A 26,095-nucleotide genomic window follows, 5' to 3' on the forward strand; every position below is an offset into this window, starting at 1 on the left:
ATCGCGGTAACGGAGCGCAGCTACAACGCGGCCGCCGGGACGCTCCGCGCCATCGGCGGAGTCCTCGTGCCGCGGAGCCGGATCCTGCGTCAGTCGTGGTCCAGGAAGCGGTGCGGATGTGCCGGGTAGACGCCCATGATCCGCACCTCGGAGGAGAAGAAGCGCAGCTCCTCCAGGGCCAGGGCCACGCTGCTCTCCTCCGGGTGGCCCTCGATCTCGATGTAGAAGCGGCTGGCCTTCAGCCCCGCGCCCACCTGGTAGCTCTCGATCTTGGTGAGGTTCACCGCGTTGCTGGAGAAGCCGCCGAGCGCCTTGTAGAGCGCGCTCGGGATGTTGCGCACCGAGAAGAAGAGGCTGGTCATCATCGGCGTGCCCGAGTCCGGCGGGAACACGGCTTCGCGGGAGAGGACGACGAAGCGGGTGGTGTTGTCGGAGGTGTCCTCCACGCCGCCGCGCAGCACCTGCAGCCCGTACAGGTCCGCCGCGCCGGGCGGGGCGAGCGCCGCGTGCCGCGGGTCGCCGAGCTCCGCGACCTCGCGGGCGGCGCCCGCGGTGTCGTCGCTCACCAGCGTCTGCCAGCCGCCCTCGCGGATGATCTTCCGGCACTGCCCCAGGGCGTGCACATGGCTGCGGACGCACACGACGTCCTCCAGCGTGGCCCCGGGCACGCCCATCAGGTCGAAGCGGATCGGCAGGAAGTACTCCGCGATGATCGAGAGGTCCGCCTCCGGCAGCAGGTGGTGGACGTCCGCGACGCGACCGGCGGCGGAATTGTCCACGGGGATCACGGCCAGGTCCGCGCTCCCCACCGCGACTGCCTCCAGCGCCTGCTCGAACGTCGTGCAGGGCAGCTCCCGGCTCTCGGGGTACAGCCTGCGGGCCGCGGCGGCGGAATTGGATCCGGGTTCTCCCTGGTAGGCGATGGTCACCATGTGCGCGTCGGTATCTCCGGATCGGTGGGCGGTGCGTGCGGCGGGGCCGTCCTCGCATGCTACTGCGCGCCGCGCGCGCACCTCGTTCCCGTCCGAGGGCCGGACGGCCGTGGCCGGACCGGGACCCCGGCTCACCCCGGGCGCGGGCGGGTGGCCCACGGGCGGCCCCCACCGCCCGTGGGTTCCGCGCCGGCCCCGGCGGCCGGCGCGGAGATCATCACCACGGCAACTGCGCGGTCAGGTCGCCGAAGGTGCCGGTCGGGCCGTCCGGGCCGACCGTGGCGTAGCGCACGATCGCCTCGGCGCCCTCCTCCGGGGTCTGGATGCCGTGCCCGCTCAGACCGTGCAGGTCGGTGGCGCTGAACCCGGGCTCGACGGCGTTGACGCGCATGTGGGGCAGGCCCTTGGCGTACTGCACCGTGAGCATGTTCACCGCCGCCTTCGACGCGGAGTAGACGGGCGTGACGTACCGCGACTCGTTCTTCCCGGGGTCGAGGACCGTGCCGAAGGAGCCGAGCCCGCTGCTGACGTTGACGATGACCGGCTCGGCGGACTCCCCCAGGAGGGGGAGGAAGGCGTGCGTCACGCGCACCAGGCCGACGACGTTGACGTCGAGGACGGTCGCCACGTGGGCGCCGGAGGCCTCCGCGGCGCCGACCATGCCCTCGAAGACACCCGCGTTGTTCACCAGGACGTCGAGCCGGCCCTCGCGGCGCCGCAGCTCCTCGGCCGCCGCGGTCACGGAGGCCTCGTCGGTGACGTCGAGCAGGAGCAGCTCCGCGCCGAGCTCGTCGGCGGCCGCACGTCCGCGGGCGGCGTCCCGGGAGCCGATGTAGACGGTGTGCCCGAGCTTGATCAGACGGCGGGCGGTCTCGCGGCCGAGGCCCTTGTTGCCGCCGGTGACGAGCGTGATGGTCATGGGGTGCTCCCTTGCTGGTGCTCGCGACGCGCGGGTGACCGCGCGCCGGCGTGTCGGGGGGTGTGGTGGGAAACGGTGGGGGGTGGGCGGGGTGGCGCGAGTGGGGTGCCGTTCAGCCGGCGATGCCGTCGAGTTCCGCGACGGCGTCGGCAGGCAGTTCCAGGGCGGCCGCGGCGACGTTCTCGCGCAGGTGCGCGAGCGAGGACGTACCCGGGATCAGGACGGTGGTCGCCGACCGGCGGAGCAGCCAGGCGAGCGCGACCTGCTGCGGCGAGGCACCCAACCGGGCTGCCACGCCCGCGAGTTCGCCCGACTGGAACGGGGTGAAGCCGCCGAGCGGGAAGAAGGAGGCGAAGGCGATGCCTTCGGCCGCGCACCGGTCGACGAGGGCGTCGTCCTGCCGCTTGACCAGGTTGTAGAGGTTCTGCACGGCCACGACGGGGGCGATGGACTGCGCCTCGGTCAGCTGGGCGTCGGAGACCCCGCTGAGGCCGAGGTGCCGGATCAGGCCCTGCTCGCGCAGTTCCGCGAGGGCGCCGAACTCCTCGGCGATCGGGTCGTCGCCGGTGCCCTCCACGGAGCCGAGGCGCAGGTAGACCACGTCGAGGGTGTCGAGCCGCAGGCGCCGGAGGTTCTCGTGCACCTGGACCTTGAGGTCGTCGGGCTCCAGGGAGGGTATCCAGCCGCCGGTGCCGTCGCGGCGTGCGCCGACCTTGGTGGCGATGCGCAGGGCGTCAGGATAGGGGTGCAGCGCCTCCTTGATGAGCTCGTTGACCACCGCGGGACCGTAGAAGTCGCTGGTGTCGATGTGGGTGATCCCCAGCTCGACCGCCTCCCGCAGCACGGCGAGGGCCTGGTCGCGGTCCTTCGGGGGACCGAAGACACCGGGACCGGCCAGTTGCATGGCGCCGTAGCCCATGCGGCTGATGACGAGGTCGTCCGCGAGCCGCAGCGCACCGCCGGGGAGATTCCTGGCATTGCTCATGTGTCGCCTTTCGCGCAGTGGTGTGGGGGGGAGTGACGAACCGGCCGGCTCCGGCCGCCCTCCACTGTGCGCGGCGTGCGGCGCGGGTGGCAGTGCCCCGCTGTTCCTGGGGGTGAGGGGACCAGCCACCTCACCCGCCAGGACGCATCCCGGCGTCCGTGCGGCGCGTCGCGCGGCGATCCGGCCGGTCCGTCACGTCGCCTGGTCACGACGACCGGCGACGGCACCCACCCGGAAGGCCCGACATGAGCACGTACCTGATCAACCACCTGCGCATCCCCGGCGACGTCCCGAACGACGAGGGCCTGACCTACCTGGAGCGCGTCGACGCCACCTTGCGGCCCTACGGCGGCACGTGGCTCGCGAACGGCGAGCCGACCGTGGTGGAGGGCGCCTGGCCCGGCCTGGTCGTCCTGCTGGAGTTCCCCGACCGGGCCGCGGCCCAGGACTGGTACAACTCGCCCGAGTACCAGGAGATCCTGCCGCTGCGCACCCGCAACGCGATCTCCGACCTCGTGCTGATCGACGGTCTTCCCGCGGACTACACCGTCGCGGGCTTCGCCCGGCAGGTCCGGGCGTCGGTCGCCGGTGCGTCCGGCCCATCGGGTGCGTCCGGTGCGTCCGGTGCGGACGGCTGACGCAGGCTCAGAGGCGCCCTGGCCGGGGCGGGTCGATCCCGCCCCGCTGGTGTGCCCGGTCCCCGGCCTCGTTCGCGCCCGGCTGCCCGGCCGTCCACGAGGCCAGGATGCGCAGGGCGTCGTACGACGGGCTGCCGGGCTCGGCGGTCAGCACCATGAGGCGCTGACCCGAGCCGTCGGGACTGCTCCAGGTGTCGCAGTCGAGCGTGAGGTCACCGACCAGGCGGTGCCGGTAGTGCTTGGTGCCGTAGCTGGTGGTGATGACGCGGTGCTCCGCCCACCAGGTGCGGAAGTCGGCGTCCTGGACCGACAACTCGCCGACGAGACGAGCCAGTTCGGGATCGTCGGACTCCGCGGCGGCCTGCATGCGCAGGGCGGCGACGGCGTCGCGGGCATCGTGCTCCCACTGCCGGTGCATGCCGCGGACGGTCGGGTGCGTGAAGAGCAGGTGCACGTAATTGCGCCGGCCCTGCGGGACCGCCGAGAAGTCGGTGTACAGGGCCGCGGCGGCGTCGTTCCAGGCCAGGACGTCCAGCCGCTTGCCGAGGACGACGGCGGGCGTCGCCGTGAGCTGGTCGAGCAGACGCCGCATCGCGGGCCTCACGCCCTGCGCGGGACGGCGGCGCCGCGGCTGCGCGTCGGCCTTGCCGGCGAGCTCGTACAGGTACCTCTGCTGGTCGTCGTCGAGGCGCAGCGCACGGGCCAGGGGGGCGAGGACCGAAGCCGACGCCCGGACGCGGCCCTGCTCGAGCCGCGTGTAGTAGTCGACGCTGATCGCGGCGAGCTGCGCGACCTCCTCACGGCGCAGACCCGCGACCTTGCGCCCGGTATCCGCCGGCGGCAGACCGCATTCGTCCGGTGCCAGCTGCGCCCGGCGGGCTTTGAGGAAGGCTCCGAGTTCGCGAGGACCAGATGCCGCAGTCATGTGCCCCATTCTCCCGCGCGCTCCCCCTGCTGTGAGGGGGCACGTTTCTCCCCCGGCAGGAACCCGCCTCTTTTGCCCACCCCGGCCGGGACGGAGGGTCGAAAGTGCCCGGCACGGTCCCGGGCGGCAGAGGGCCCGCCGAACGGGCGCGGCCCGCCACGACAGCGAACACGGAGCACCCTGTGGCCAAGACCACCGTCACCTTCGACAGCGCCGGCATCCCGCTCGCCGGCCACCTCTACACCCCCGGCCACTCCCCCGACGCCCCCGACGCGCAGGCCCCGCGGCCCGCGATCGTCGTCGGCCACCCCGGCACCGGCGTGAAGGAGCAGACCGCCGGACTCTACGCGCGGCGCCTGGCCGAGAAGGGCTTCGTCACGCTCGCCTTCGACGCGGCCCACCAGGGCGAGAGCGGCGGCGAACCCCGCGGCCTGGAGGACCCCGCCCAGCGGGTGGAGGACCTCAAGGCGGCCGTCTCCTACCTCACCACCCGCGACGACGTCGACACCGGACGCATCGGCGCCCTCGGCATCTGCGCCTCCGGCGGCTACGTCCTTCCCGCCGCGGCCGGTGACCGGCGGATCAAGGCCGTCGGCACCGTCAGCGCGGTCGACGTCTCCCGCCAGTTCCGCCTGGGCGCGGACGGGACCCAGGACGCGGCCGTGTTCCAGGGCATGCTGGAGGCCGCTGCCGGCGCACGTACCGCCGAGGCCCGCGGCGAGGAGCCGCCCGTCCTGACCCTGTTCCCCGACACCGCGGACCAGGCCCGTGCACTGGGCGGGGAACACGGGGCCGAGGGCTTCGACTACTACCGCACCCCGCGCGCCCGGCACCCCAGGGCGGCCGACTTCTTCACCTGGTCGAGCATCGACAGGATGGCGGCCTTCGACGCCTTCGCCCCCGTCCCGCTCATGGGCCCGCGCCCCCTGCTGATGGTCGTGGGGTCCCGCGCGGTCACCGCCTGGATGAGCGTCGACGCGTTCCAGCGCGCCACCGGCCCCAAGGAGTTGCACTGGATCGACGGCGCCGGCCACGTCGACCTCTACGACCGGCAGCGGTACGTCGACCCCGCGGTCGAGAAGCTCGCCGGCTTCTTCACCCGGAACCTGGGCCCGGCCACGGACCACTGACCCCGGCGCCCGGGAGGGGTGCGCCGGTGGGGTCCGCGCATGCGTGAAGTCGCGACCGGCGTCTGGCACCGGCAGACGCCGCATCCGGAGTGGACGCCGGACGAGCGGTGGCCGCGGGAGGTGTCGTCGTACGCCGTCGACGACGGCACCCGGCTGCTCCTCCTCGACCCGCTGTCCGTGCCGGCCGGGCTGCTCGCGCTCGCCGCCGACCGGGATCCGGTCGTGGTGCTCACCGCTCCCTGGCACGAGCGCGACACACGAAGCCTGGTCGAGCGCCTCGACGCACCGGTGTTCACTCCCCCGCCTGACACCTCCGGCGACCTCGTGCGGAAGTTCGGCGTCACGCGCGAACAGGCCGGTGACGGCAGCCCCGACCTCGCCTGGCTGCACACCGGCGACGGCGGCCGTGGCCACCTGTACGCCGCGGGCGACCGACTCCCGGCGGGGATCGAGGCGTTCGCCGGGAGGGAGCACAACGACACGGTCCTGTGCGACGGCCGTGTGCGGGCCGTCATCCCCGGCGACACCCTGGTCGACTTCGGCCGCGGGCTGCAGATCAACGACCGGCTGCGGGACGGCGTCACGCGCGAGCAGGTCGTCCAGCGCCTGCGGCCGCTGCTCGCCCTCCCGGTCGAGCTCGTGCTCCCCGCACACGGCGCACCCGCCGACCGGGCCGCGCTGGAGCGTGCGCTGTCCCTCTGACCCCACCCCGTCCGGCACAATGCGGGCGTGATCCTGGACGCCATCGACGCCGTGGACTGGTCGGCGATACCCAACCCGACGTCGTGGCCGGGCGACGAACCCGCACGGGTGGCCGACGCACTGCGGCGACTGACCGTGTCGACCACGGCCAACGAGACGGGGAGTGCGGCGGCGGCACTGGGGGACAGCGGCTTCACCTGCGGCCACGCCGCCATGGTGTTCCCCGCGGCCTACCCCGCCACGGCGATCCTGCTGGACCTCGTCGAGCACGGCCGACGCCCGCGCATCAAAGACGTGGCACTCTCCCTCGTGTTCGACGCACTGTGCTTCTCCCCGCTCGCCGGCCACAACCGCGTGGACACGCCCTACGGCACCGACGTCCCGCTCTGCTGCGCCATCGCGCGGCAGATCCGCAGCCGTGCCGGCGCCCTCCTCGCGCACGGCATCCACGGGAAGCGCCTACTGGCGCAGGCCGCACTCCACTGGCGGCTGGCCGTCGAGGAGACCGAGCCACAACCCGACGGCACCACGACCGCCTTGGCGGTCCTCGAAGGCAAGCCCTTCGACACACGGGCCGAAGCAGAAGTGCACACGACGGCGCCGGAGAGGACGTTTCCGGCCGTGCGTATCGAGGCGCTGACGGCGGATGCCTCCGGCGCGGCCTACGTACGACTGGCGCACGCGCCGTCCGGCGTGCTGTCGCCGGGGTGCGTCCTCTACGACGCCGAGTGCGGAAACCGCGAGCACTGAAACTCACCCGTCGCGGCGTGCGAAGAGGATCGCCCCGAGCCTGCTCTCGGCCGAGGTGAGCGTCATCTGCGCCTCCACGGTGAACCCGGCGTCGCCGAGCCACGCGGCCATCCGCTCGGGACGGCGCAGGTGGACGCGGACCTTCATCGGGTGGCCGCCGTAACCCTGCGTCTTCAGTCGCGTCCCTTCGCCTGCGTGGAAGGCGAGCAGGAGCGGGCCGCCCGGCCGCAGGGCCCGCCGGAAGTGCGTGAGGACGGCGCCGACCGCGTCGTCGGGGACGTGGATCAGGGAGTACCAGGCGACCAGGCCCGCCACCGAGCGGTCGGGGAGGTCGAGGTCCGTCATGGAACCGACGTCGAACCGCACGCCGGGGTGCTCGCGCCGGGCCACCTGGATCATCGCGGGCGACAGGTCGATCCCGAAGGCGTCCACGCCCAGTCCGTTGAGGTGGGCCGTGATCCTCCCGGGTCCGCATCCGACGTCCGCGACCGGCCCTCCGCCACTGCTCCCGACCAGGCCGGCGAAGAGCGCCAGGACCGCGCGTTCGTAGGGTGTTTCGTCCAGGAGGCCGCGGACCTGGTCGGCGTAGTCCTCGGCGACGGTGTCGTAAGACGTCCGGGTGTCCGCGAGCCAGTCGTCGGTGTCCATGGCCGGCCACGGTAGTTCACCCGGGGAACGGGTTCTCGGGCGGCACCCGCGCCCGGTAGGTTCGGTTGCCGTGACCGACGACGACACGTGGGAGATCGGCCGGAGCCCGGCCGGGGGGCCGGAGCCGCCGGTCGCCGGGGGCGAGGCGGCCACGCTGCTGGGCTCGCTGGAGCGGCAGCGCGCGACCTTCGCGTGGAAGTGCGGCGGCCTGGACGCGGCGGGCCTGCGGGCGACGGTCGGTGCTTCGTCGGTGACGCTGGGCGGCCTGCTGAAGCACCTGGCGCACTGCGAGGACGCCACGTTCTCCCGGAAGTTCCTCGGGCGGGAGCCGGGTGCGCCGTGGGACACGGTGGACTGGCGCGCCGACCCCGAGTGGGACTGGCACTCCGCGGCGCAGGACGGCCCCGAACAGCTCATGGCGCTCTGGCAGGGCGCGGTCGCCCGCTCCCGCCGCGTGGTCCGCGAGGCCCTGGCGGTGGGCGACCTCGGGCAGTTGGGCCGCTGGACCACCGCTGACGGGCGGTCACCGAGCCTGCGGCGCATCCTCGTCGACCTCATCGAGGAGTACGCCCGGCACGTCGGGCACGCCGACCTCATCCGGGAGTCCGTCGACGGGCTCGTCGGCGAGGACCCGCCGGGCTGACGGACCCCGGCGGGCGACGCGCCGGTGGGCCGACGGCGCGACGCGGCGGCGCTCAGGCGGGGAACCGTACGCCCGTGAGCCGCTCGCTCTCCGTCCACAACCGCTCGCCCTCGGCCGGGTCGTCCGCGCCGCGCGGCAGCCGGACCGGAACGGGGGTTCCGGAGGTCTGGTCGCGCCCGGCGGGGCCGATGAACTGCCCGCTGCGGACGTCGGGGCTGGTGGCGGCGTACAGCGACGGCCAGGCCGCGCCTTCGGACGACCCCATCAGCGCCCGCGAGGCGACGGCGACGACCATCCGGGCGAGCGGGCCGCTGCTGTGCCGCTGCAGGTTCGTCATCGCGGAACCGGGATGGACGACGACCGCCTCGACGCAGGTGCCCGCCAGGCGGCGCGCCAGTTCCCGGGTGAACACGACGTTGGCGCGCTTGGACTTGGCGTAGGCGCCCATCGCTCCGTACCGGCGCTCGCTGTTGAGGTCGTCGAGCCGGCCGCTGCGCCATCGCGCGGCGACGGCGCTGACGGTCACGACGCGGGCCGCCGGCGACCGGAGCAGGGCCGGCATGAGCCCGGCGGTCAGGGCGAAGTGGCCGAGGTGGTTGGTGCCGAAGGTCAGCTCGAAGCCGTCGGTGGTGGTGCGGCGCTCGGGCACGTTCATGACGCCCGCGTTGTTGATCAGCAGGTCGACCGCCCCGGGCCCCGCGGCAAGCCGCTCGCCCGCCCGCCGGATCGAGGCGAGGCTGCCGAGGTCGACGACGACCGTGCCGACGTCGGCTCCGGGCTGCTCGGCGGCGAGGGCGGCCGCCGCGGCGTCGAGCGTGTCCTGGCGGCGTCCGGCGAGGATCACGCGGGCGCCGTGGGTTGCGAGCACGCGTGCGGTCTCCAGGCCGATGCCGCTGTTCCCGCCCGTGACGAGGGCGGTGCGGCCGCGCTGGTCGGCGATGGCGTCGGGGGTCCAGTGGGGGGTGGGGGCGGTGGTGGCGGGCATGCTCGGGCTCCTATCAAGTGAACGTTCATTTAATAGCTCGACAGTGCCCCGCCCTGACCGAGTTGTCAAATGAACGTTCAATAGCCGAGGATGCGTGCATGCGCACACGTGATCCGGAGCTGAAGCGGCGGCTGCTGCTGGAGGCGGCGCTTACCGAGTTCGCCGAGTACGGCGTCGCCGGGGCGCGGGTCGACCGGATCGCCGGACGCGCCGGGGTGAGCCCCGGCCTGACCTACTCCTTCTTCGACGGGAAGGAGGGCCTGTTCGAGGCCGTCTATGACGCCGTCGTCGAACAGGCCGTGGCCGGCATCCCGATCGACGCCGACGACCTGCCCGGCTACGCCGGCCGCCTCCACGACGCGGGCCTCGACCACCCCGAGGTCATGCGCTTCGTGGCCTGGTACGCCCTCGAACGCGGCGACGACCGCGAGGTCCGGCCCGTCGTGGCTGCTTCCATGGCCGACAAGGTCGCCGCGGTCGAGGACGCGCAGCGGCGCGGCACCGTCACCGACCGCATGGGCGCGGGCGAACTCCTCGCCCTCGTCCTCGTCGTCGCCAACATGTGGCAGCGCCAAGGGGAGGACGTCCGCTCCCTGGTCCCGGCACCGGAGCGCAGGCGGGTCGTCGTGGAGTCGGTACGGCAGCTCGTCGCCCCCTGATCCGACGTCCTTGCGCGAGGGGCGCACGTCCCCCGCGCGCACCTTCCCCACGCGGCGCGGAGGTTGGCCCCTGCCCGTCCTGACGCCGCGCTCGCGCCACGCGGCGGCCCCCACCCCGTCCGGCGCAATCGCGGCGGCTTCCGGCCTGCGCGGCGATCAGCCACAGGGCAGCCTGGGAAGCGGAGCCCGCCCGGTCGTCCTCGCACGCCGACCGGGCGGGCCGCTGCGTCGGGGGGCAGCCGGGATGACCTCGCGGGCCGCGGCGGTTGTACGGGGCGGAGAAGTACACCGCCACGCGAGGGAGCAGCGGACATGACCGCTCAGGACGTCGAACGCACCGGCTTCACCGAGCAGTGGGAGCGCTGGCACCGCGCCAAGGAGGAGGTGCTCGCCGGTCCGCACGGCTTCCTGGCGATCACCAGCCTGCGCTGGCTGGGACCGCGACCGGAACGCTTCGAGGACGCCCCCGGCACCTGGTCGGTCGCCGACGGCCATGTGGTGGTCGAGCTGGGCGACGACGAGGAGTTGACCGTCGACGGCACGCCGGTACGAGGCCGGTACGACTTCGGCGTCATCGGCGAGCGCGACGGTGTCCACGCCGGCTTCGGCGACGCCGTCGTCGAGGTCGCCAAGCGCGGCGGGCACGACATCCTGCGCCCACGCCACCCCGACAACCCGCTGCGCACCGGCTTCACCGGGACGCCCGCCTACGCGCCCGATCCCCGCTGGGTCCGCGAGGGCCGGTTCGTGCCCTACGACGTCCCGCGCCCGGTGACCGTGGGCGCGACGGTCGAGGGCCTGGAGCACGTCTACGACTCCCCCGGCCACGTGGAGTTCGACGTGGCCGGCACGACGTACCGGCTCACCGTCTTCAACGGCTCGCGGCCGGGCGCGCTGATGGCGCTGTTCACGGACGCGACGTCCGGGGTGACCACCTACGCGGCGAACCGCTCCCTGCAGATCGACCCGCCGGACGCCGGGGGCAGGGTGAGCCTGGACTTCAACCGGGCGGCCAACCTGCCCTGCGCGTACACCGACCTCGCCACTTGCCCCCTCCCGCCCGCCGGCAACCGGCTGCCGTTCGCCGTCGAGGCGGGCGAGAGGATCCCCCTGGAGCGGGGCGGCCGGGCCTGAACCCGGGGTCGCTCAGCCGCGCAGGACCTCCCGGCCGAGCCGGCGGCGGGCCGGGTCCAGCGCGGCGTCGACCTCCTTGTTCCGCGCGACGTCCAGCACGATGGCGGCCGGATGGTGCTCCCGGCGCTCGACGGCGGCGCGGCGCAGGTGGGTCGGCGGGTGCGTCTGGTCCTCGACGTGGGCGGTCAGGGCGGACAACCGGCGCCGCCGCTCCAGCTCGTGCGCGGGAATCGACGCCACGTACTCCTTGAGCCGTTCCCAGACCGCCTCGTCGGGTTCCCTGTCGGCGCCGCGTGTGGCGCGGTGCACGGTTCCGGCGGTGACGTACTGCTGGTCGAGCCAGAAGGAGATGGCGTCGGCGAGCAGCAGGACGTCGAGCTCCCCGATGGCCGCCTCCGTCGAGCCGATCCGCGCTTCGAGATCGTCCGCGAGGTACTCGGCCTGCTGACTGGCGCGCAGGGTCAGGTGTGCCAGGACGTGCAGGAGCAGCAGCACGGCGGAAGCGGGTAGGAACATGAGCAGTCGTGCGGCGGTCTCGATCATTCCCAGGCCGCTGGTGTCCTGCTGCGGACGCAGCAGCACGTACCACTCGACGAGCGTGCGGTGAGCGGAGCCTATGACGAGCGTCTGGCCGGTGTCGCCGTTGACGAAGTGACCGAACTCGTGGCCGAGCAGACCGACCCGCTGCTGCGGGGTCAGCACCTCCCACAGCCCGAGTCCGATCGTCAGCACCTTGCGACGGCGCAGGCCGACCGCGTGGACAGAGGCGTTGACCTGGGCGTCCACCACGACGACGTCCGCCCGTGGTGCTCCGAGGGCGTCGGCCACCTCGTCCAGCAGCGCGTAGAGGGCGGGCGCGTCCGCCCGGTGCAGCCCGTCCCCGTGCCGCGGCATCCGCCCCAGCCGCGGACGCATCAGCCATGCCAGGCCCAGCAACAGGACGCCCAGCACGGCGGGGATGATCGCCCGCCAGCCCGTCACCAGGAGCCACACACCTGCGCCTGCCACGGCCAGCGTCAGCAGGTGCACGAGGCCGGCGATCGCGTAGGCGCCGACGTACGCCGCGCCGCGGCCGGGCCTCGGCGGCCGTTCCGACGTCATCCTGGCGAACAGTTCCTCGCCGTACGCCCGCGACAGGCGCCGTCGCAACGCGTCGACGGGGCCGTCGTGCTCCTCGTCGTCCTCGTTTCCGCCCCGCACGTTCCAGTCGCACGCCGCGCACCAGGCGACGAACCGGTCGTCCTCCGTCAGCCGCTGCCCGCACTGCGGGCACGGTCTTCCCCGGCCTGTCTCCATGCCGCCCCTCCCCTTGATCATCTCGAGGCGGGGCATCGTAGTGGCGGTGCGGATGCTCCGCGCGCCCGGGGGCCACCGCCCGCTCCCGGGCGAAGGGTTCACCCGGGGCCCGTGTGGTTCACCGCCAGACCGGCAGATCCGTGCCCCAGCGCCCCGGGGGGCGGGTCCAGTCGGCCGGGGCGCCGTGGTAGCCCAGGGGCGGGAGGGTGTGGACCAGGCGTCCGTAGGCGGAGTCGGCGACGGCAAGCCGGCGCGTGGGGTCGTGGTCCCCACCGGTTCCGGTCTGCGCGTCGCCCGGGCCGATGCCGTGCGTCAGCCAGGAGGCCGTGGCCGTCAGCGACAGCCGCAGCAGCCTTCCGCCGCCGTGGCGGCGGGCGTCGGCCAGAGCGCGCAGGACCGCCGCGGCCAGCAGGTAGCCGGTGCCGTGGTCCAGGGCCTGCGCGGGGAGGACGCCCGGGCGGCCGTCCGGTCCGGCCTCGATCGAGGCGATGCCGCAGCGCGCCTGCACCAGGCTGTCGAAGCCGCGCCGCCCCGCCCAGCGACCGGACCGCTCCCAGGCGCGGAGCTGGGCGACGACCAGCCCCGGCCGCCGCTCGCGCAGCGCCTCCGGCGAGAGGCCGAAGCGGTCCAGTGCGCCGGGGCGGTAGCCGGTCACGACCACGTCGGCGGAGGCGAGGAGGCCTTCGAGGACCGTCCGGTCGGGACCGGAGAGGTCGAGCCGCGCCGACCGCTTCCCGAAGCCGGTGTCGGCGTGGGCCGACTCGTCCTCCGGCAGACGGGGGCTGTCCACCCGCAGCACGTCCGCGCCCAGCAGTGCCAGCGTGCGCGTCGCGACCGGTCCGGCGATGACCCGCGTCAGGTCGAGCACGCGGACACCCGCCGCGGGCAGCCCCGCCGGAGGCAGGGGGCGCACCGCAGCGTCGTCGGTGCGCTCGGTCTCCACGAGCGGCTGCGTCGGCGTCCCCGGGCCCGAGTCCCGTACGGCGACGGCCAGTCCGCCCGCCGCGTAGACGGTCTCCTCGACCTCCGCGGCCTTGCGCCCGGCCAGCTCCTCCGCCAGCCGTCGGGCCAGGGCGTCCTCGTCGCCGCCGTCGCCACCGTCGGGAAGACCGAGGGCGGCGGTCAACCGGGCGCGGTGGTGCGGGTAGTTGGCATGGGTGCGCACCCAGCCGTCCGCGGTGCGCCAGAAGCCGGACAGCGCAGCGAAGGACGTGGCCGCCCGGCCGTCGATCCGCAGGTGCCGCTCGCTCACGAACGCGGTGGCCACCGCCCCCTCGTCGACCAGCACCGCAGGCGGCGGCCCGCCGGAGCGCAGCGCGAGCAGTTCGGCCGCGGCGAGGGAGCAGACCCCGACCGTGGCCCGGGCCATCCGGCGTACCGGCAGCCGGGCGGGCAGCACTCCGGCCACCTCCCGGTACGCCACGTGTTCCGCCCGCTCGGGGGCGCCGCCGAGGGCCTCCCAGGCCTCGGCGGTCGGGCGGTCGGGCAGTTGCTGCATCGTGTCGTTCCTTCCTCGGAGGGCGGCCGTTCAGCGGGGCGGGCGCCGCCGGTACAGCCCCTCCTGCACGACGGAGGCGACCAGGCGGCCGTCCCGGGTGAAGAACTGACCCCGGGCCAGGCCCCGGGACGACGCGTACGTCGGGCTCTCCATGGCGAACAGCAGCCACTCGTCGGCGCGGAACGGCCGGTGGAACCACACGGCGTGGTCGAGCGATGCGGCCTGCCGCACGCCGGGGTGGTCGGCGTAGGGCAGGCCGGCCGTCGCGAGCAGCCGGATGTCGGAGAAGTAGGTCAGGGCGCAGGCGTGCAGCAACGGCCCTCCGGGCAGGGCGTCGCGGGTGCGGACCCACAACTGCTGACGCGGTCCCTGCCCGATGCTGGGCAGTCCCTTGTCGGGGTCGCCCACGCAGCGGGACTCCAGGACGGCCTCGAAGACGGACGCTCCCCGGCGCGCACGCCCGAGCTCCCACAGCTCGGGCAGTCCCTCGGGCCCGGGCGCCTCGGGCGCGTCCGCCTGGTGCTCGTCGCTGTCCTCCGGGCGGTGGAAGGAGGCGGAGAGGCTGAAGATGGCTTCGCCGTCCTGGATCGCGACCACCCGCCGGGTGGCGAAGGAGCGTCCGTCCCGGGTCCGGTCGACCTCGTAGACGATGGGCCGGTCGGTACGGCCCGCGCGGATGAAGTAGCCGTGCAGGGAGTGGACCAGCAGGTCGGGGGCGGCCAGGGTCGAGCCCGCCGCGATCAGCGACTGCGCCGCGACCTGGCCGCCGAAGGCCCGGAGCGGCATCCCGGCGTGGCAGAAGCCGCGGTAGAGGTTCTCCTCCAGCCGTTCCAGGGTCAGCAGTTCCGTGAACGACGTGGCCGCCTCGGCCGGGTCCGGGACGTTCTGCTGCATGGGTTCACCGCCAGGGTGCGTACGGCCGGGCGCTCACCGCTCGCCCACTTGTGTGCATGACGCACATGGTAGGGCCGCCGACCTGCGCGGACCCGGCGGGGTCGGACCGGCCCCGCTGGTCACGGGCGGTGCAGGGCCCAGCGGTTGAGGGTGGTGCCGCCCGCGGCCAGGGTGAGCCAGGTGCCGTCGCCGAGCGCGACGGGGTGATCGCCCTGGTCCGGATCCTGGTCCGGGTAGGCGACCGCGCCGAGCGGGCGCAGGGTCAGCGCGTCCAGCAGCCAGTGCCGGGATGCTTCCCGGTGGTGGCGGGCGTCGTAGGCACCGGCGATCACGGTGTGTCCGTCGACGAAGCCGGCGACGAAGTCCCAGGCCGGTTCGGGACCGTCGTCGCCGGTGTTCCCGTCGCCGCCCGCGAGGTCCGCGGCGTCCCGGTCCATGAGGACACGGCCGTCCGGGAAGCGGTGCAGCTGGAGCGGTTCGTGGCCGTGCGGTGTGCTCAGGAACGCCCGGCCGCCGGGGTGCACGGCGACGGGGATGCGGAAGCCGTCACCGACCTCCCCGACGGTGAGCGCCGAGCCGTCCCAGTGGCCGGCGTAGGCCGGGGAGCCGTCCTGGCCCTGGCCTGTCGCGAGGATCATCCGGGAGCCGTCGGGGGGCGGGAGCTGGTGCGAGCCCTGCGAGCCGCCCTCGACCCGTGCGTGGCCGAGGACGGTGCCGTCGGCGGCGTCCAGGACGACCCACTGCTCGTACGAGTCGGCCTCCGGGTCTCCGTGGTCGATGTCCGGCAGGACGTGCGCCCAGACGAGCCGGCCGTCCGCGCCGACCTGCACGGATCCACTGAAGTGACCCGGGCACGGCTCGGGGCCGTCGTGCCGATGGGGCCCGTCGCCCCAGCAACCGTGCCGGTACTCCCATCGGGTGAGGCCGCCGGAGTCCACGGCCAGCACCGATCGTTGCCCGGAGAGCACGACGAGGCCGCCGCCGGCACGCGCCGCGCACGCGCTGTTCCGCCACCCGGGCCAGGGGTCCGCGAAGGAGGCGAGCACGGCGGGCCGGCCGGCGAACGCGGCCTCCAAATCGACCAGCACGATGGCGTCGTCCTGGTGCAGCAGCGCGTGGTGCACGCCGCCGGGATGCCGCAGCAGCGCGTGGCCGCCCGCCACCGCGGCCGCGCCGGGCAGTTCGGCCGCGCCGACCGGACGCGCCGGGACCGTCACCGGACCATCGGGCGCGGCCTGCCGCCGTACGTGCCCGGCGGTGGCCTGACGTCGTCGCAGTTCTCCCGGATCCACACCCGCACCTTAGTGGCCGCGCGGCGCGGTGATGTCGTACGAGATACGCCCGGCGGGCAGGTAGAAGAGCGCGATGAGGGCGCCGCCGCGGACCTCGGGGTAGTGGTGGCTGCCGGGGGCGGGGGCGGTCCAGCCCGGCCCCTGCCAGCCGCTGGGGCCGGCGAGCTGCGCGTCACGGTCGACGGGCGCCACGAGGTTGATCTCGCCGTAGGGGTGGGCGTGGTACTGGCCCCGGTAGCGGGCCCGGCTGTTCATGTACACCGCGGTGATGCTGAAGTACTGCGTCTCCGCCGAGGGCGGTGCGATGAGGCTGCGCCGGTAGTCCGGGCCGTCGACCTCGGCGTTCGCGGCCCAGCCCTCCTCGACGCCGAGCTTGATCAGGCGCGAGAGGTGCCCGTACAGCTCGCTGTGCGGACCGTGGGTGTCGTTCAGCCAGCCCTCGAGTTCCTCGCCCGCGGTGCGGTTCCTGACCGCGTCCAGGAACGGGATGCTGCGCTCGATGAGCTCGCGTCGGTGATCCATCGTCCGTCCTCCTCGGCGCCCGGGGTGGCCGTCGCACCCCGTCGGTGCCAGCGTGGCAGCCGGTTTCGTTATCGTCAATGGCTGTAATGAAACATTCGGACGGAATCCCCCGGACAGCGATCAGCGTTACAGTCCCTATCTGTAATGAATTTTCCGCTGTGCCCGTATCCCCCGTCGTGGGGCGGCGGGCCGGTCGAGGAGGCGAGGCCCGTGCACGAACCCATCAAGCGTGCGGGGAGCCATCACACCCATGGCCGTACGGCGCTCCGCGGGCGGAAGCGGTCCAGGTCCTGGCGGGCATGGCGGGCCTGGCGGCTGTCCGAGGTCGGCACCCCCGTCGCACTCGTACTGATCATCACGACGATCGGTTTCCTCGCGCCCTCCGACGTGCACCTGGCGTCCCTGCTCATCGCCGCGCCCGCCCTGATGGCGGCGATCTCGACGGCGCGCGCCACCACCGCGGTGGCCGCGCTGTCACTGGTGGCCGCGGTGACCTGCGACGTCCATGACGGGCTGCTCCGCTCCCCCGTCCTGCCGACGCACGTCGCGGCCCTGCTGGTGGTCTCCGTCTTCCTCATCGCGTTCTGCAACACCCGCGACCGCAACCGCCGGGAGGCGAGGCAACTGCGGGCGATCTCCGAGGCGGCGCAGCAGGTCGTCCTGCGGCCCCTTCCCCGACGGATCGAGGGCCTGCGGGTCGCCTCGGCGTACCGGGCGGCCGAGACGATGGCCGAGGTCGGAGGCGACCTGTACGCCGCGGCTCGGACGCCGTACGGCACCCGGCTCCTCATCGGTGACGTCAAGGGCAAGGGCCTGCAGGCGCTCGACGACACGGCGGCGCTGCTCGGCGCCTTCCGCGAGGCGGTGCACCAGCACCCCACCCTGCCCTGCCTGGCCGCGGCGCTGGAGGGCAGCGTGCGCCGGCATGTGGCCGAGGCGTCCGAGGCCGACGCCGACGCGCCGGAGCGGTTCATCACCGCACTGCTGGTGGAGTTCCCGGCCGGCGGGGGCCTCGTGCGCACGGTGAGCTGCGGGCACCCGTTTCCGCTGCTGCTGCGCGACGGCCGCATCGCCGCCCTCGCGGGCCCGGCGCCCGCGCCGCCGCTCGGCCTGGCCGGCCTCGACCCCGCCGCTTACCACGTGGACCGCTTCCGGCTCGCCCCGGGCGACCTGCTCCTGCTCTACACCGACGGCCTCGCCGAGGCCCGGGACCGCTCGGGCGCCTTCTACTCCGTGGCCGACCTCGGGATCCCCCGGGACACGGCCGCGTGCGACCCGGAATCCCTGCTCCAGGAAGTCCTGGCGGACCTGCTCCGCCACACGGACGGGCGGCTCAACGACGACGTGGCGCTGGTGGCCGTGCAGTGCCCGCCCGCGGGCTGACGCATGGCCGCGCCGCCCCGCTCAGGAAGCCGGGCCGTCCAGCTCGATGCGGGCACCGTCAGCGTCCGGCGGCCACAGGGGCTCGGGCACCCGGGCCCCGAACGACGCGCCCCACCGGTTGCGCGACGAGACCTCGTGGACCGGACGCCGGTTGGCGGCGACCCGCCAGCGGCCCAGCGGATACCCGAACGCCGGCATCGCGATCATCCGCCGGCCGTCCGCGGTGGGCACGCCCAGCAGGTCGCAGACGGTGTCGGCCTCGTAGCGCAGGACCGTGGTCAGCACGCCGCCGATGCCCTCGGCTCGCGCGGCCAGCAGCGAACTCCAGATGGCCGGGTAGATGTTCGCGCCGCCGTGGTCGTCCACCGCGAAGACGAAGACCAGCAGGGGGATCTCGGCGAAGTGCTCGACGAAGTGGTCCCCGGAGCTCTTGATGCGCCCCAGGGACTGCGCCCGCCGTGCGGGGTCCTCGTGCGGTGCCGTACCGAGCCGGCCGGCCTCGATGTCGGCGTACTCCCGTTGCCGGCAGGACGCGTAGAGCTCGGCGAGCCGCGCCTTGAGCCCGGGGTCGTCGACGGCGAGGAAGTGCCAGCGTTGCGTGTTGCCGCCGTTGGGCGCCCGGATCGCGGCGTCCAGGATCCGGCACTGGCTCTCCATCGGGATGGCATCCGGCTTCATGCGGCGCATGATCCGGGTCGTGTAGAGAGCTTCGTAGACGTCCACCGGTCAACTCCCAGGGCGCGAGCGACAGTTACGTTACAGCTATTTACTGTAACGCGAACGGATGTCGCCGGCCCGCGCCCTGGACCGCCCCGGCCCGCGCCGCGCCCGGCCGGATCAGCCGGAGCCGTCGGGACGCACCGCGATGGCGGGCCAGACGGTGTCGACGAGGCGGTCCGGGATGTCCGCACCGGATCCGCCGGTGCGCAGGTAGTCCGCGAAGTAGCTGCCGAAGCAGAGGGTCACGACGGTGTCGAGGTCGACGTCCTCACGGACCTCGCCGCGCTCGCGGAGCCGCCGCAGGGTCTGCGCCAACTCCTCGCACCGCGGCCCGACCCCGTGCTCGCGCAGCTGCTCCAGCAGGCCCGGCGCGCGTTCGACCTCCGCCATGAAGTTGCCGTGCAGGGCCATCGCGCCCTTGTTGTGGTACCGCGGATCGAGGCGGCGCACGGCCTCACGGAACGCCTCGACCGCGGTCAGCGCGTCCATGTCGACGTCCGGGTACGCCTCGCGCTGGGCGCGCAGTCCGTACTGGAGGGCGTCGACGACCAGGTCGTACTTGTTCGCCCAACGCCGGTACAGCGTGGGCCGCGTGACCCCGGCGTCGGCGACGATGTCCCCGATGGTCATCTGCGCGTATCCGTCGGCGACCAGCCGCTTGCGCGTCGCCCGGATGATCGCCTCCTCGATCGCCGGGTCCCGCGGCCGGCCACCGGCCCGCGAGCCGGCGCCGCGGTCGGCCCCCTTGTCGTCCTTGGCGCTTCCGGTACGGTCGTCGCCGCTCATCCGCGGTCCTCTCTGTGCCCGGACACGGCCCCATGCCATCGATTGCGGGCGTTACATTACATAAGCGTAATGTAACGGCCCCTCACTTCACCACGCGGACGACTCTCGCGGGGGCGCGGACGCCGCGCCGGTGGGGGTGCCGAGCGCGGGCGGCACAGCTATCGTACCGACTGGACGGTATGAGCCGATCCCCCGCGAGCCCCCAAGGAGCCCCGCATGCCGCGCGCGAAGTCCAACGGTATAGAGCTCGAGTACGACACCTTCGGCAGCACCGGCGATCCGGCGCTGCTGCTCGTCATGGGCCTCGGTGCGCAAATGACCCTGTGGCGGGCGGAGTTCTGCTCCGCGCTCGCGGACCGCGGTTTCTTCGTCGTGCGCTACGACAACCGCGACGCGGGCCTGTCGACCGGTCTCGACGAGCACCCCGTCCCGGACATCGGCGCCGTGCTGTCGGGCGACCCCTCCAGCGTCCCCTATCTGCTGGCCGACATGGCGGACGACGCCGTGGGGCTGCTGGACGCGCTGGACATCCCGGCCGCGCACGTCGTCGGCGCCTCGATGGGCGGCATGATCGCCCAGCAGCTGACGATCGACCACCCCGAGCGGGTGCTGTCGCTGTGCTCGATCATGTCCACCACAGGCGACCGGTCGGTCGGCCGCGCCTCGGCGGAGGCCATCGCGGCGATGCCCGGCTCGAACGGCGTCCCCCTGACGCGCGAGGCCGTCATCGACGAGGGGGTCCGCAGGTCGGCCGTGATCGGCTCCCCCGCCTACCCGCCGGCTCCGCAGGAGCTGCGCGAGCGCGTGACCGCCGCCTACGACCGCGCGTACCGCCCGGAGGGCTACGTGCGCCAGTACGCGGCGATCCTCGCCTCTCCGGACCGCACGCCGGGCCTGCGGTCGGTGGCGGTACCGACGGTGGTCGTGCACGGCGAGCAGGACCCCCTGATCGACCACAGCGGCGGCCGGGCGACAGCGGCCGCGGTCCCCGGCAGCGAGCTGCTGCTGATCCCGGGCATGGGCCACGACCTGCCCGAGCAGGTGTGGCCGGCGGTCGTCGACGCGATCGCCCGCAACGCCGCCAGGGCCACCGCCTGAGCCACCGCCCGAGCCCGGACACCCGGAGCGGTCATGCATGGCGCCGGGCCGGCCTGCCGGAGCCGGCCCGGACGCCGCCACCTACCGCAGCTAGCGCACCGACGCCGCCGGCGGACGCTCGCGCAGGGCGCCGTAGCCGATGAAGTACGCCGGCACCCGCTTGAGCCAGGGTGTGGAGTTGAGCAGGCCGGCGAGCCGCCCCGCGCGGTCGGCGTCGCCGAGCGGGGAGCGTCCGGCCAGCACCGGGGCGACGAAGCGGCGGTGGGCCAGGCGCTGCAGGGCCTGCGTGGCGGCCGTGGTCGGCCACCGGCGGAGCTGTACGGCGCGTACGTCCCGCAACCCGACGCTGCCGCGGCGCAGCGGCTCGACGAGGTGGCGCGCGGTGGCGACGGCGTCCTCGACGGCGAGGTTGATGCCGATCCCGAACACGGGCGACATCGCGTGGGCGGCGTCGCCGATGCACAGCAGCCCCGGGCGGTGCCAGCGCTCCAGCCGGTCGCAGCGCACGTCGAGGAGCTTCACCTCGTCCCAGGAGCGCACCGCGCGCACGCGGTCGCCCAGCCACGGCACCGCGGCCGAGTACGCGGCGAGGAACCGGTCCAGGCCCGCGGCCCGGCGGTCGGCGTCGCTGCCCTTGGGGATCAGCGCGGCGCACTGCCAGTACTCCCCCCGGTCGATCATCGCGGTGAGGAAGCGGTCGCCGACTCCGGCCACCAGCCCCTGCGGGTCGCCCGGGTGCCGGGGCACCCGGAACCACCACGCGTCCATCGGACAGCCGAATTCCCGCAGGCCGAGTTCCGGCCGCGACCGTGCCAGTGACCCGCGGCCGTCGCAGGCCACGGTCAGGGTGGCCCGCAGTTCGCCGCCGCCGTCCGCGGTGCGGTAGCGCACGCCGGTGATCCGGCCGCGCTCCTCCAGGAAGGAGGTCGCCTCGGTGCCCATGCGCAGGGTGAACGTCGGCTCGCGGCGGGCCTCGTCCGCCAGGAGGGCGAGCAGGTCCCACTGGGGCACCATCGCCACGTAGTTGTACGGGCCCCGCAGTGTGCCGACGTCCGAGACGGTGACCAAGGACCGCCCGGGGCCGATCGGCAACTGGACGGTGGTGACACGGCGTTGCGGCAGGGCGGCGAAGCGCTCGGCGAGGCCGAGTTCGTCCAGCAGCGCGAGGGTCGAGGGGTGCACGGTGTCGCCGCGGAAGTCGCGCAGGAAGTCGCCGTGCTTCTCCAGGACGGTGACCTCCACCCCCGCCCTGGCCAGCAGCAGGGCGAGCACCATGCCCGCCGGGCCGCCGCCCACCACGCAGCAGGTGGTCCGTTCCATCGCAGCCCGCCCTCCGCCGTCATCCTCGTCCCGCCCCGATATAACGGGACATATTATCCTTGAACGGTGCACATTGATGCCGTCATGAGGTGCCACGCACTCCCGGAGGCCTGATGAGCCAGCAGCCGGTCACCCTGCCCTTCACCGATCCGGCCTTCGTCGCCGATCCCTTCCCCCTCTACCAGGAGCTACGCCAGGAGGGCCCGGTGCGCCGCGCGGTCATCCAGGGCGAGCTGGAGGCCTGGCTGGTCACCCGGTACGAGGACGGCCTGGCGGCCCTGACCGATCCACGGCTGAGCAGCGACGTCCGCGACGCCGCGGACCCGCGGCTCATGGCGCGACTGCCCACCACCGAGCGCGAGTCGATGATCCGCACGATGCTGCGCGCCGACCCGCCCGACCACACCCGGCTGCGCCGGCTGGTCTCCAAGGCGTTCACCGCCCGCCGCGTGGCCGAGCTGGAGCCGCGTGTCCAGGCCGTCACCGACGAGCTCCTCGACGCGATCGTCCCGGCCGGGCGCGCCGACCTGGTCGAGGACTTCGCGCTGCCGCTGCCGGTCACGGTCATCAGCGAACTGCTCGGCGTGCCCGTCTCCGACCGCTACGACTTCCAGCGGTGGACCGACGACATGGTCCTCCAGGGCCCCCAGCCGCCGGACCCGGCCAAGATCGAGGCGGCCTGGAAGCAGATGCACGGGTACCTCACCGCCCTGCTGGACGCCAAGCGGGCGCACCCGGGGGACGACCTGCTCAGCGCGCTGATCGCCACCCACGACGACGAGCAGCGGCTGGACCGGCACGAACTGATCTCGATGTCCTTCCTGCTCCTGGTCGCCGGGTACATCACCACCGTCAACCTCATCGGCAACGGCATCGCGGCGCTGCTCACCCACCCGGACCAGCTGCGCATGCTGCGCGAGGACCCGGAGTTGCTGCCCGGCGCGATCGAGGAGTTCCTGCGGTACGACGGGCCGGTCAACCCCGGCATCGCGCGCTTCGCCCGCGAGGACCTGACCATCGCGGGGGTGGCGATCCCGCGCGGCGCGACGGTGGTGGTCGCCTCCGCCATCGCCGACCGCGACCCGGCGCGGTTCGGCGACCCGGACCGCCTGGACATCACCCGGGAGGACAACGCCCACCTCGCCTTCGGGCACGGCATCCACTACTGCCTGGGGGCGCCGCTGGCCCGGCTGGAGGGCAGGATCGCCATCGGCACCGCCCTGCGCCGTCTGCCCGGTCTCGCTCTGGCCGTTCCGCCCGAGGAGCTGCTCTGGCGGCCGCGGGTGCTGCGCGGCCCCTCGCGGCTGCCCGTCACCTTCGGTTCCGCCGACGGCTGAGGCCGGGGCGCCCGGACCGGGGCACCGGCCGTGTCCGCACACGTACCGCCGGGCGAGCCGTGCAGAGGGCTCGCCCGGCGGGGCGGATTCGGCGGGAGCCGGTCAGATGCGTGAGCCTCCGGTGGGGCCCCTCATGTCCGAGGACTTCCCCCGGCCCGTGCCCGGTCGCATCGAGGACGCCGCCAGCGCGAGCGCCAGAGCGATGACGCCGACCACCACGTTGTTGACGATCGTGCGCGTCGTGCTGACGTTCCCCGCGATGCACCACGGCGAGATGATCGTCCACAGGCCGATGATGGCGGCGGCCCACGCCATGGAGTGCGTGCGCTCGAACGCCCTGCCCACGCCGCCCATGAGCATGGCGTACGCGATGCCGGCTATCAGGTTGCCGACGGCTATCGTCGACAGGCCGTTGAAGCCCACGATCCAGGGGGACGCCGCCAGGTAGGTGCCGGTCACCAGGCCCATGGCCTCGATCGCCTGGCCCCGGTTGGTGGCGGTCGTCCGTTCGTACTCCGCGCGCAGCGCCAGCAGGTCGGGGTGCTGCTCGATACTCGGTCGCGTAGAGGCCATCTAAACCATCCCCACTCATTTCGGACGTTTCACCCCACACTTACCCACGATGCGGCGGTCGAGACGTGGAGATTCGCGCGGGACGGTACGAGCGGCCCGGAACACCCTGGTCACGGGGTCCAGGAGCGTGCGACGGGGCGGGTCAGACGATCTGCTCGGTGTCGATCCGGACGTCCACGCGCTTGTAGGCGTCGGGCTGCTGGGTGAGCACCGGAAGACCGGTGGACAGCGCCAGGTGCGCGGCGTGGGCGGTGGCGATGTCCGTCGCGCGCTCGTGGGCGATCTGCGCGACGGACCAGCAGGTGGCCTCGCCGAGCGCCCGGAAGACGAAGCACGGCGCCGCCAGCGCGTCCTGGAGGCGTTCGTACACCTCACCGAGGACCGACTCGGTCAGGCCCTGCGCGAAAGGCACCGCCGGGACGTACAGCGGCACGGCGGTCTGCGCCGAGCGGATGACCCGGGCGACCATGTACGGCCGCCCCAGGGCGAGGGCCCGGACGGCGGTGTGGTCGAGGATGTACCCGCCGCTCACGCCGCCTGACCCGGGTCTGCGGGCGGAGCGGTCTCGAAGCCGCGCCGCGCGTCGGCGGAGGCGACGGCCTCGAGGGCGGCCTCCCACTCGCCGGGGTGGTCCTGGCGGGCCCGTGCGGCGAGCCAGTCGACGGCGCGCAGGGCGCGTTCGGTGCGCTGGAGCCGTTCGGTGACGGCCGCCTCGATGAAGGCGGACCGGTTGCCGCCGGGGCCGCCGGCCAGCTTGTCGACCGCGGCTACGGTGTCCTCGTCGAGGGTGATGGTGACCTTCTGCTTCGCCATACCGTCACCATACCGATGTATGGCCGCACGGGGGACGATCGTCACCCGACCGGACGACCGCGTGTCGGACCCGGATGGGACGATGTCCCCCGCAGTAACGGACTCAGGGGAAGGCTGCACCGGCCATGTCGCTCATCCACCGCACGACGCTGACGCCGACCAAGCTGGAACTGCTCACGCAGTGGCTCCCCCGGCAGCCCTGGTACGCGGGCACGGGACGGGCGCCGGAACTCGTGAAGGCAGGCGGTTTCCGCCTGGACGACCCCCTGGGCGAGGTCGGGGTGGAGTTCATGGTGGTCACCGACCAGGACGGCGCCGCCTACCACGTGCCCATGGGCTACCGCGGCACGCCGCTGGCCGGCGCCGAGGACGCGCTCATCGGCACCACGGAGCACGGGGTGCTGGGCAAGCGCTGGGTCTACGACGGCGCGCACGACCCGGTCGTGGTGGCCCAGTTGACCGCCCTGGTACGAGGTGAGGCCGAGGCGCAGGCCCAGAGCCTCAGCGATACGCCCGACCCGACCGTCGCCCGCCACTACGCCGGACCGGTGGACGCCGCCGTGTCCGGCGCCGGATCCGTGACCGACGGCCCGGAGGCCACGACCGACGTCACCGTCGACGCGGGCCCGGCCGGGCGCCTGGTCCTCCGCGTGACGCGCGCACTGCGCCCCGGCGCCGTCGACAGCACCGCGGACGGCGCGCTCGGTCACGTCGACGCCCGCTGGCAGCAGCCGGACGGCACCGAGGCCCGCGCGGTCTTCGCCGCCCTCCGGAAGGCCGCCGCCGGCTGAGCGGCGGGGCGCCTGAGCCACGCAGCGACGATCGCCGAACTGCCGTGCGCGCAGGGCGCTTTCGGTAGCCTCCCGCCATGAAGATCATGGGGGGTGTGGCGGTGGGAGCCGTCTTCGGGACGGTCACCTCGCTCGTCAACGCGCTGTCGTCGCCGTACTCCGGACTCGGGGCCCCGATCACCGGCACCCTCTGGGGCGGCGCGGCCAAGGTGCTGAGCCTGCTGCTGGACGCGGGCTGGTCCTGGGCCGCCCTCGCGGTGGCCGCGGGCCTGCTCGCCGGGACCCCCGCCCGCGGCATGCCGGCCGGACCGTTGGCGCTGGTCGCCGCCACGGCGACGTACTCCGCGATGGACCACCTCCTCGTGAACGCGGGCAGCGACGTCCTCGTCTGGGCGGTGGTCGCGGTGTTCTTCGGACCGTTCCTCGGCATGACGGGCGCGGCCATCCGGCGGCCCGGCCTGACCGGCCTCCTGGCCGCGTTGACGGTGCCGGTCGGCGCCGCGGTCCAGATGGTCGTCCTGCCGCCCCGGCCGCATGTGACGGTGACCCCGGCGATCGCCGTCGCCGAGGCCCTGGTCTGGACGGCCGCGGCGGCCGGCGCGGCCTGGGCCGTCCACCGTTTCCTCGCCGAGCGGCGTGCCGTCAGGGCCCGGTGACGACGGCAGTCGCTCGCCGAGCGGCGGGATGCCGCCTGGCGGAGACTGGGAGGAGCACGGTCGTGC

The 26,095-nt window shown here is 73.9% G+C and carries 29 protein-coding genes; 12 read left to right on the plus strand and 17 right to left on the minus strand.

Translation table 11 applies throughout. From position 1 onward, the window contains the following. Positions 1–89 precede the first annotated feature (89 nt). The 3 genes from AC1VWI_RS02035 to AC1VWI_RS02045 all read right to left on the minus strand — a co-directional run bounded on the left by AC1VWI_RS02035 (position 90) and on the right by AC1VWI_RS02045 (position 2,836). The gene (locus tag AC1VWI_RS02035) at positions 90–932 is read right to left on the minus strand and encodes a prephenate dehydratase (protein WP_499509143.1); all 843 of its coding nucleotides are present in this window, start codon (positions 930–932) and stop codon (positions 90–92) included. 217 nt (positions 933–1,149) lie between these two features. Then, positions 1,150–1,851: an SDR family NAD(P)-dependent oxidoreductase gene (locus AC1VWI_RS02040; RefSeq protein ID WP_499509144.1), complete on the minus strand. Its 702-nt coding sequence runs from the start codon at positions 1,849–1,851 to the stop codon at positions 1,150–1,152. Positions 1,852–1,963: 112 nt separating this feature from the next. Further along, on the minus strand, positions 1,964–2,836 hold the full coding sequence (locus AC1VWI_RS02045) for an oxidoreductase (RefSeq protein ID WP_499509145.1): 873 nt from the start codon (positions 2,834–2,836) through the stop codon (positions 1,964–1,966). Between the two features lie 245 nt (positions 2,837–3,081). Here AC1VWI_RS02045 and AC1VWI_RS02050 point away from each other — a divergent pair, with 245 nt between their 5' ends. Further along, positions 3,082–3,474, plus strand: a complete 393-nt coding sequence (locus AC1VWI_RS02050) for a DUF1330 domain-containing protein (RefSeq protein WP_499509146.1) — start codon at positions 3,082–3,084, stop codon at positions 3,472–3,474. 7 nt (positions 3,475–3,481) lie between these two features. Here AC1VWI_RS02050 and AC1VWI_RS02055 read toward each other — a convergent pair whose 3' ends face one another. Next, positions 3,482–4,399: a helix-turn-helix domain-containing protein gene (locus tag AC1VWI_RS02055; protein ID WP_499509147.1), complete on the minus strand. Its 918-nt coding sequence runs from the start codon at positions 4,397–4,399 to the stop codon at positions 3,482–3,484. Between the two features lie 182 nt (positions 4,400–4,581). On the opposite strand from AC1VWI_RS02055, the gene AC1VWI_RS02060 reads away from it, so the two are divergent. From AC1VWI_RS02060 to AC1VWI_RS02070, 3 genes are read left to right on the plus strand one after another with little or no spacing between them, the layout of a single operon-like run. Next, complete coding sequence (locus AC1VWI_RS02060) at positions 4,582–5,529, plus strand: alpha/beta hydrolase (protein WP_499509148.1); 948 nt, start codon at positions 4,582–4,584, stop codon at positions 5,527–5,529. 39 nt (positions 5,530–5,568) lie between these two features. Next, positions 5,569–6,231: an MBL fold metallo-hydrolase gene (locus AC1VWI_RS02065; RefSeq protein WP_499509149.1), complete on the plus strand. Its 663-nt coding sequence runs from the start codon at positions 5,569–5,571 to the stop codon at positions 6,229–6,231. A gap of 27 nt (positions 6,232–6,258) precedes the next feature. Then, complete coding sequence (locus tag AC1VWI_RS02070; protein WP_499509150.1) at positions 6,259–6,981, plus strand: hypothetical protein; 723 nt, start codon at positions 6,259–6,261, stop codon at positions 6,979–6,981. A 3-nt stretch (positions 6,982–6,984) separates the two neighbouring features. Here AC1VWI_RS02070 and AC1VWI_RS02075 read toward each other — a convergent pair whose 3' ends face one another. Continuing rightward, positions 6,985–7,629 carry a class I SAM-dependent methyltransferase gene (locus AC1VWI_RS02075; RefSeq protein WP_499509151.1) on the minus strand — a complete coding sequence of 215 codons (645 nt, stop codon included), beginning with the start codon at positions 7,627–7,629 and terminating at the stop codon, positions 6,985–6,987. Positions 7,630–7,699: 70 nt separating this feature from the next. Here AC1VWI_RS02075 and AC1VWI_RS02080 point away from each other — a divergent pair, with 70 nt between their 5' ends. Then, entirely contained in the window at positions 7,700–8,272 is a 573-nt protein-coding gene (locus AC1VWI_RS02080) for a DinB family protein (protein WP_499509152.1), read from the plus strand. Positions 8,273–8,324: 52 nt separating this feature from the next. On the opposite strand, the gene AC1VWI_RS02085 is transcribed toward AC1VWI_RS02080, so the two are convergent. After that, the gene (locus tag AC1VWI_RS02085; RefSeq protein WP_499509153.1) at positions 8,325–9,257 is read right to left on the minus strand and encodes an oxidoreductase; all 933 of its coding nucleotides are present in this window, start codon (positions 9,255–9,257) and stop codon (positions 8,325–8,327) included. A gap of 98 nt (positions 9,258–9,355) precedes the next feature. Here AC1VWI_RS02085 and AC1VWI_RS02090 point away from each other — a divergent pair, with 98 nt between their 5' ends. Next, positions 9,356–9,916 carry a TetR family transcriptional regulator gene (locus AC1VWI_RS02090; protein ID WP_499509154.1) on the plus strand — a complete coding sequence of 187 codons (561 nt, stop codon included), beginning with the start codon at positions 9,356–9,358 and terminating at the stop codon, positions 9,914–9,916. Positions 9,917–10,228: 312 nt separating this feature from the next. Further along, positions 10,229–11,050 (plus strand): DUF1684 domain-containing protein, encoded by an 822-nt coding sequence (locus AC1VWI_RS02095; protein ID WP_499509155.1) that lies wholly within the window; start codon positions 10,229–10,231, stop codon positions 11,048–11,050. Positions 11,051–11,062: 12 nt separating this feature from the next. Here AC1VWI_RS02095 and AC1VWI_RS02100 read toward each other — a convergent pair whose 3' ends face one another. The 5 genes from AC1VWI_RS02100 to AC1VWI_RS02120 all read right to left on the minus strand — a co-directional run bounded on the left by AC1VWI_RS02100 (position 11,063) and on the right by AC1VWI_RS02120 (position 16,552). Continuing rightward, positions 11,063–12,346, minus strand: coding sequence for a M48 family metallopeptidase (locus AC1VWI_RS02100; protein ID WP_499509156.1), 1,284 nt, complete (start codon positions 12,344–12,346; stop codon positions 11,063–11,065). Between the two features lie 118 nt (positions 12,347–12,464). Further along, complete coding sequence (locus AC1VWI_RS02105; RefSeq protein WP_499509157.1) at positions 12,465–13,844, minus strand: CoA transferase; 1,380 nt, start codon at positions 13,842–13,844, stop codon at positions 12,465–12,467. Positions 13,845–13,874: 30 nt separating this feature from the next. Continuing rightward, positions 13,875–14,738, minus strand: coding sequence for an acyl-CoA thioesterase (locus tag AC1VWI_RS02110; protein ID WP_499509158.1), 864 nt, complete (start codon positions 14,736–14,738; stop codon positions 13,875–13,877). Between the two features lie 119 nt (positions 14,739–14,857). Beyond that, positions 14,858–16,030, minus strand: coding sequence for a hypothetical protein (locus AC1VWI_RS02115; protein ID WP_499509159.1), 1,173 nt, complete (start codon positions 16,028–16,030; stop codon positions 14,858–14,860). A gap of 9 nt (positions 16,031–16,039) precedes the next feature. Further along, a complete protein-coding gene (locus AC1VWI_RS02120; protein WP_499509160.1) occupies positions 16,040–16,552 on the minus strand; it encodes a 4-hydroxylaminobenzoate lyase in 513 nt (170 codons plus the stop codon). 210 nt (positions 16,553–16,762) lie between these two features. Between AC1VWI_RS02120 and AC1VWI_RS02125 the strand changes: the two genes are divergently transcribed. After that, positions 16,763–17,935 carry a PP2C family protein-serine/threonine phosphatase gene (locus tag AC1VWI_RS02125; protein ID WP_499509161.1) on the plus strand — a complete coding sequence of 391 codons (1,173 nt, stop codon included), beginning with the start codon at positions 16,763–16,765 and terminating at the stop codon, positions 17,933–17,935. A gap of 21 nt (positions 17,936–17,956) precedes the next feature. On the opposite strand, the gene AC1VWI_RS02130 is transcribed toward AC1VWI_RS02125, so the two are convergent. Both AC1VWI_RS02130 and AC1VWI_RS02135 read right to left on the minus strand, forming a co-directional pair. Continuing rightward, entirely contained in the window at positions 17,957–18,658 is a 702-nt protein-coding gene (locus AC1VWI_RS02130; protein WP_499509162.1) for a nitroreductase family protein, read from the minus strand. Between the two features lie 114 nt (positions 18,659–18,772). Continuing rightward, positions 18,773–19,441: a TetR/AcrR family transcriptional regulator gene (locus AC1VWI_RS02135; protein ID WP_499509163.1), complete on the minus strand. Its 669-nt coding sequence runs from the start codon at positions 19,439–19,441 to the stop codon at positions 18,773–18,775. Between the two features lie 216 nt (positions 19,442–19,657). Here AC1VWI_RS02135 and AC1VWI_RS02140 point away from each other — a divergent pair, with 216 nt between their 5' ends. Further along, positions 19,658–20,539: an alpha/beta fold hydrolase gene (locus AC1VWI_RS02140; protein WP_499509164.1), complete on the plus strand. Its 882-nt coding sequence runs from the start codon at positions 19,658–19,660 to the stop codon at positions 20,537–20,539. A 90-nt stretch (positions 20,540–20,629) separates the two neighbouring features. Here the strand turns inward: AC1VWI_RS02140 and AC1VWI_RS02145 are convergent, their stop codons facing one another. Beyond that, the gene (locus AC1VWI_RS02145) at positions 20,630–21,859 is read right to left on the minus strand and encodes an FAD-dependent oxidoreductase (protein WP_499509165.1); all 1,230 of its coding nucleotides are present in this window, start codon (positions 21,857–21,859) and stop codon (positions 20,630–20,632) included. A gap of 113 nt (positions 21,860–21,972) precedes the next feature. Between AC1VWI_RS02145 and AC1VWI_RS02150 the strand changes: the two genes are divergently transcribed. After that, positions 21,973–23,196, plus strand: a complete 1,224-nt coding sequence (locus tag AC1VWI_RS02150; protein ID WP_499509166.1) for a cytochrome P450 family protein — start codon at positions 21,973–21,975, stop codon at positions 23,194–23,196. A gap of 102 nt (positions 23,197–23,298) precedes the next feature. Here AC1VWI_RS02150 and AC1VWI_RS02155 read toward each other — a convergent pair whose 3' ends face one another. The 3 genes from AC1VWI_RS02155 to AC1VWI_RS02165 all read right to left on the minus strand — a co-directional run bounded on the left by AC1VWI_RS02155 (position 23,299) and on the right by AC1VWI_RS02165 (position 24,582). Beyond that, positions 23,299–23,769 carry an SPW repeat protein gene (locus tag AC1VWI_RS02155; protein ID WP_499509167.1) on the minus strand — a complete coding sequence of 157 codons (471 nt, stop codon included), beginning with the start codon at positions 23,767–23,769 and terminating at the stop codon, positions 23,299–23,301. Positions 23,770–23,911: 142 nt separating this feature from the next. After that, positions 23,912–24,301 carry a hypothetical protein gene (locus tag AC1VWI_RS02160; RefSeq protein WP_499509168.1) on the minus strand — a complete coding sequence of 130 codons (390 nt, stop codon included), beginning with the start codon at positions 24,299–24,301 and terminating at the stop codon, positions 23,912–23,914. Further along, on the minus strand, positions 24,298–24,582 hold the full coding sequence (locus AC1VWI_RS02165; protein WP_499509169.1) for a ribbon-helix-helix domain-containing protein: 285 nt from the start codon (positions 24,580–24,582) through the stop codon (positions 24,298–24,300). The genes AC1VWI_RS02160 and AC1VWI_RS02165 overlap by 4 nt, the downstream gene beginning before the upstream one ends. Positions 24,583–24,707: 125 nt before the next feature. Here AC1VWI_RS02165 and AC1VWI_RS02170 point away from each other — a divergent pair, with 125 nt between their 5' ends. Continuing rightward, on the plus strand, positions 24,708–25,373 hold the full coding sequence (locus tag AC1VWI_RS02170; RefSeq protein ID WP_499509170.1) for a maltokinase N-terminal cap-like domain-containing protein: 666 nt from the start codon (positions 24,708–24,710) through the stop codon (positions 25,371–25,373). A 77-nt stretch (positions 25,374–25,450) separates the two neighbouring features. Then, positions 25,451–26,029, plus strand: a complete 579-nt coding sequence (locus AC1VWI_RS02175) for a hypothetical protein (RefSeq protein WP_499509171.1) — start codon at positions 25,451–25,453, stop codon at positions 26,027–26,029. Positions 26,030–26,095 lie beyond the last annotated feature (66 nt).

It is taken from the genome of Streptomyces sp. TOM-9, from assembly GCF_056858595.1.

Coding starts and splice junctions, on each gene's coding strand:
- AC1VWI_RS02040 (WP_499509144.1), bottom strand. CDS start 1,851: ATGACCATCACGCTCGTCACCGGCGGCAACAAGGGCCTCGGCCGCGAG.
- AC1VWI_RS02170 (WP_499509170.1), top strand. CDS start 24,708: ATGTCGCTCATCCACCGCACGACGCTGACGCCGACCAAGCTGGAACTG.
- AC1VWI_RS02135 (WP_499509163.1), bottom strand. CDS start 19,441: ATGAGCGGCGACGACCGTACCGGAAGCGCCAAGGACGACAAGGGGGCC.
- AC1VWI_RS02045 (WP_499509145.1), bottom strand. CDS start 2,836: ATGAGCAATGCCAGGAATCTCCCCGGCGGTGCGCTGCGGCTCGCGGAC.
- AC1VWI_RS02085 (WP_499509153.1), bottom strand. CDS start 9,257: ATGCCCGCCACCACCGCCCCCACCCCCCACTGGACCCCCGACGCCATC.
- AC1VWI_RS02105 (WP_499509157.1), bottom strand. CDS start 13,844: ATGCAGCAACTGCCCGACCGCCCGACCGCCGAGGCCTGGGAGGCCCTC.
- AC1VWI_RS02095 (WP_499509155.1), top strand. CDS start 10,229: ATGACCGCTCAGGACGTCGAACGCACCGGCTTCACCGAGCAGTGGGAG.
- AC1VWI_RS02110 (WP_499509158.1), bottom strand. CDS start 14,738: ATGCAGCAGAACGTCCCGGACCCGGCCGAGGCGGCCACGTCGTTCACG.
- AC1VWI_RS02150 (WP_499509166.1), top strand. CDS start 21,973: ATGAGCCAGCAGCCGGTCACCCTGCCCTTCACCGATCCGGCCTTCGTC.
- AC1VWI_RS02175 (WP_499509171.1), top strand. CDS start 25,451: ATGAAGATCATGGGGGGTGTGGCGGTGGGAGCCGTCTTCGGGACGGTC.
- AC1VWI_RS02075 (WP_499509151.1), bottom strand. CDS start 7,629: ATGGACACCGACGACTGGCTCGCGGACACCCGGACGTCTTACGACACC.
- AC1VWI_RS02165 (WP_499509169.1), bottom strand. CDS start 24,582: ATGGCGAAGCAGAAGGTCACCATCACCCTCGACGAGGACACCGTAGCC.
- AC1VWI_RS02140 (WP_499509164.1), top strand. CDS start 19,658: ATGCCGCGCGCGAAGTCCAACGGTATAGAGCTCGAGTACGACACCTTC.
- AC1VWI_RS02100 (WP_499509156.1), bottom strand. CDS start 12,346: ATGGAGACAGGCCGGGGAAGACCGTGCCCGCAGTGCGGGCAGCGGCTG.
- AC1VWI_RS02090 (WP_499509154.1), top strand. CDS start 9,356: ATGCGCACACGTGATCCGGAGCTGAAGCGGCGGCTGCTGCTGGAGGCG.
- AC1VWI_RS02065 (WP_499509149.1), top strand. CDS start 5,569: ATGCGTGAAGTCGCGACCGGCGTCTGGCACCGGCAGACGCCGCATCCG.
- AC1VWI_RS02120 (WP_499509160.1), bottom strand. CDS start 16,552: ATGGATCACCGACGCGAGCTCATCGAGCGCAGCATCCCGTTCCTGGAC.
- AC1VWI_RS02155 (WP_499509167.1), bottom strand. CDS start 23,769: ATGGCCTCTACGCGACCGAGTATCGAGCAGCACCCCGACCTGCTGGCG.
- AC1VWI_RS02055 (WP_499509147.1), bottom strand. CDS start 4,399: ATGACTGCGGCATCTGGTCCTCGCGAACTCGGAGCCTTCCTCAAAGCC.
- AC1VWI_RS02145 (WP_499509165.1), bottom strand. CDS start 21,859: ATGGAACGGACCACCTGCTGCGTGGTGGGCGGCGGCCCGGCGGGCATG.
- AC1VWI_RS02035 (WP_499509143.1), bottom strand. CDS start 932: ATGGTGACCATCGCCTACCAGGGAGAACCCGGATCCAATTCCGCCGCC.
- AC1VWI_RS02050 (WP_499509146.1), top strand. CDS start 3,082: ATGAGCACGTACCTGATCAACCACCTGCGCATCCCCGGCGACGTCCCG.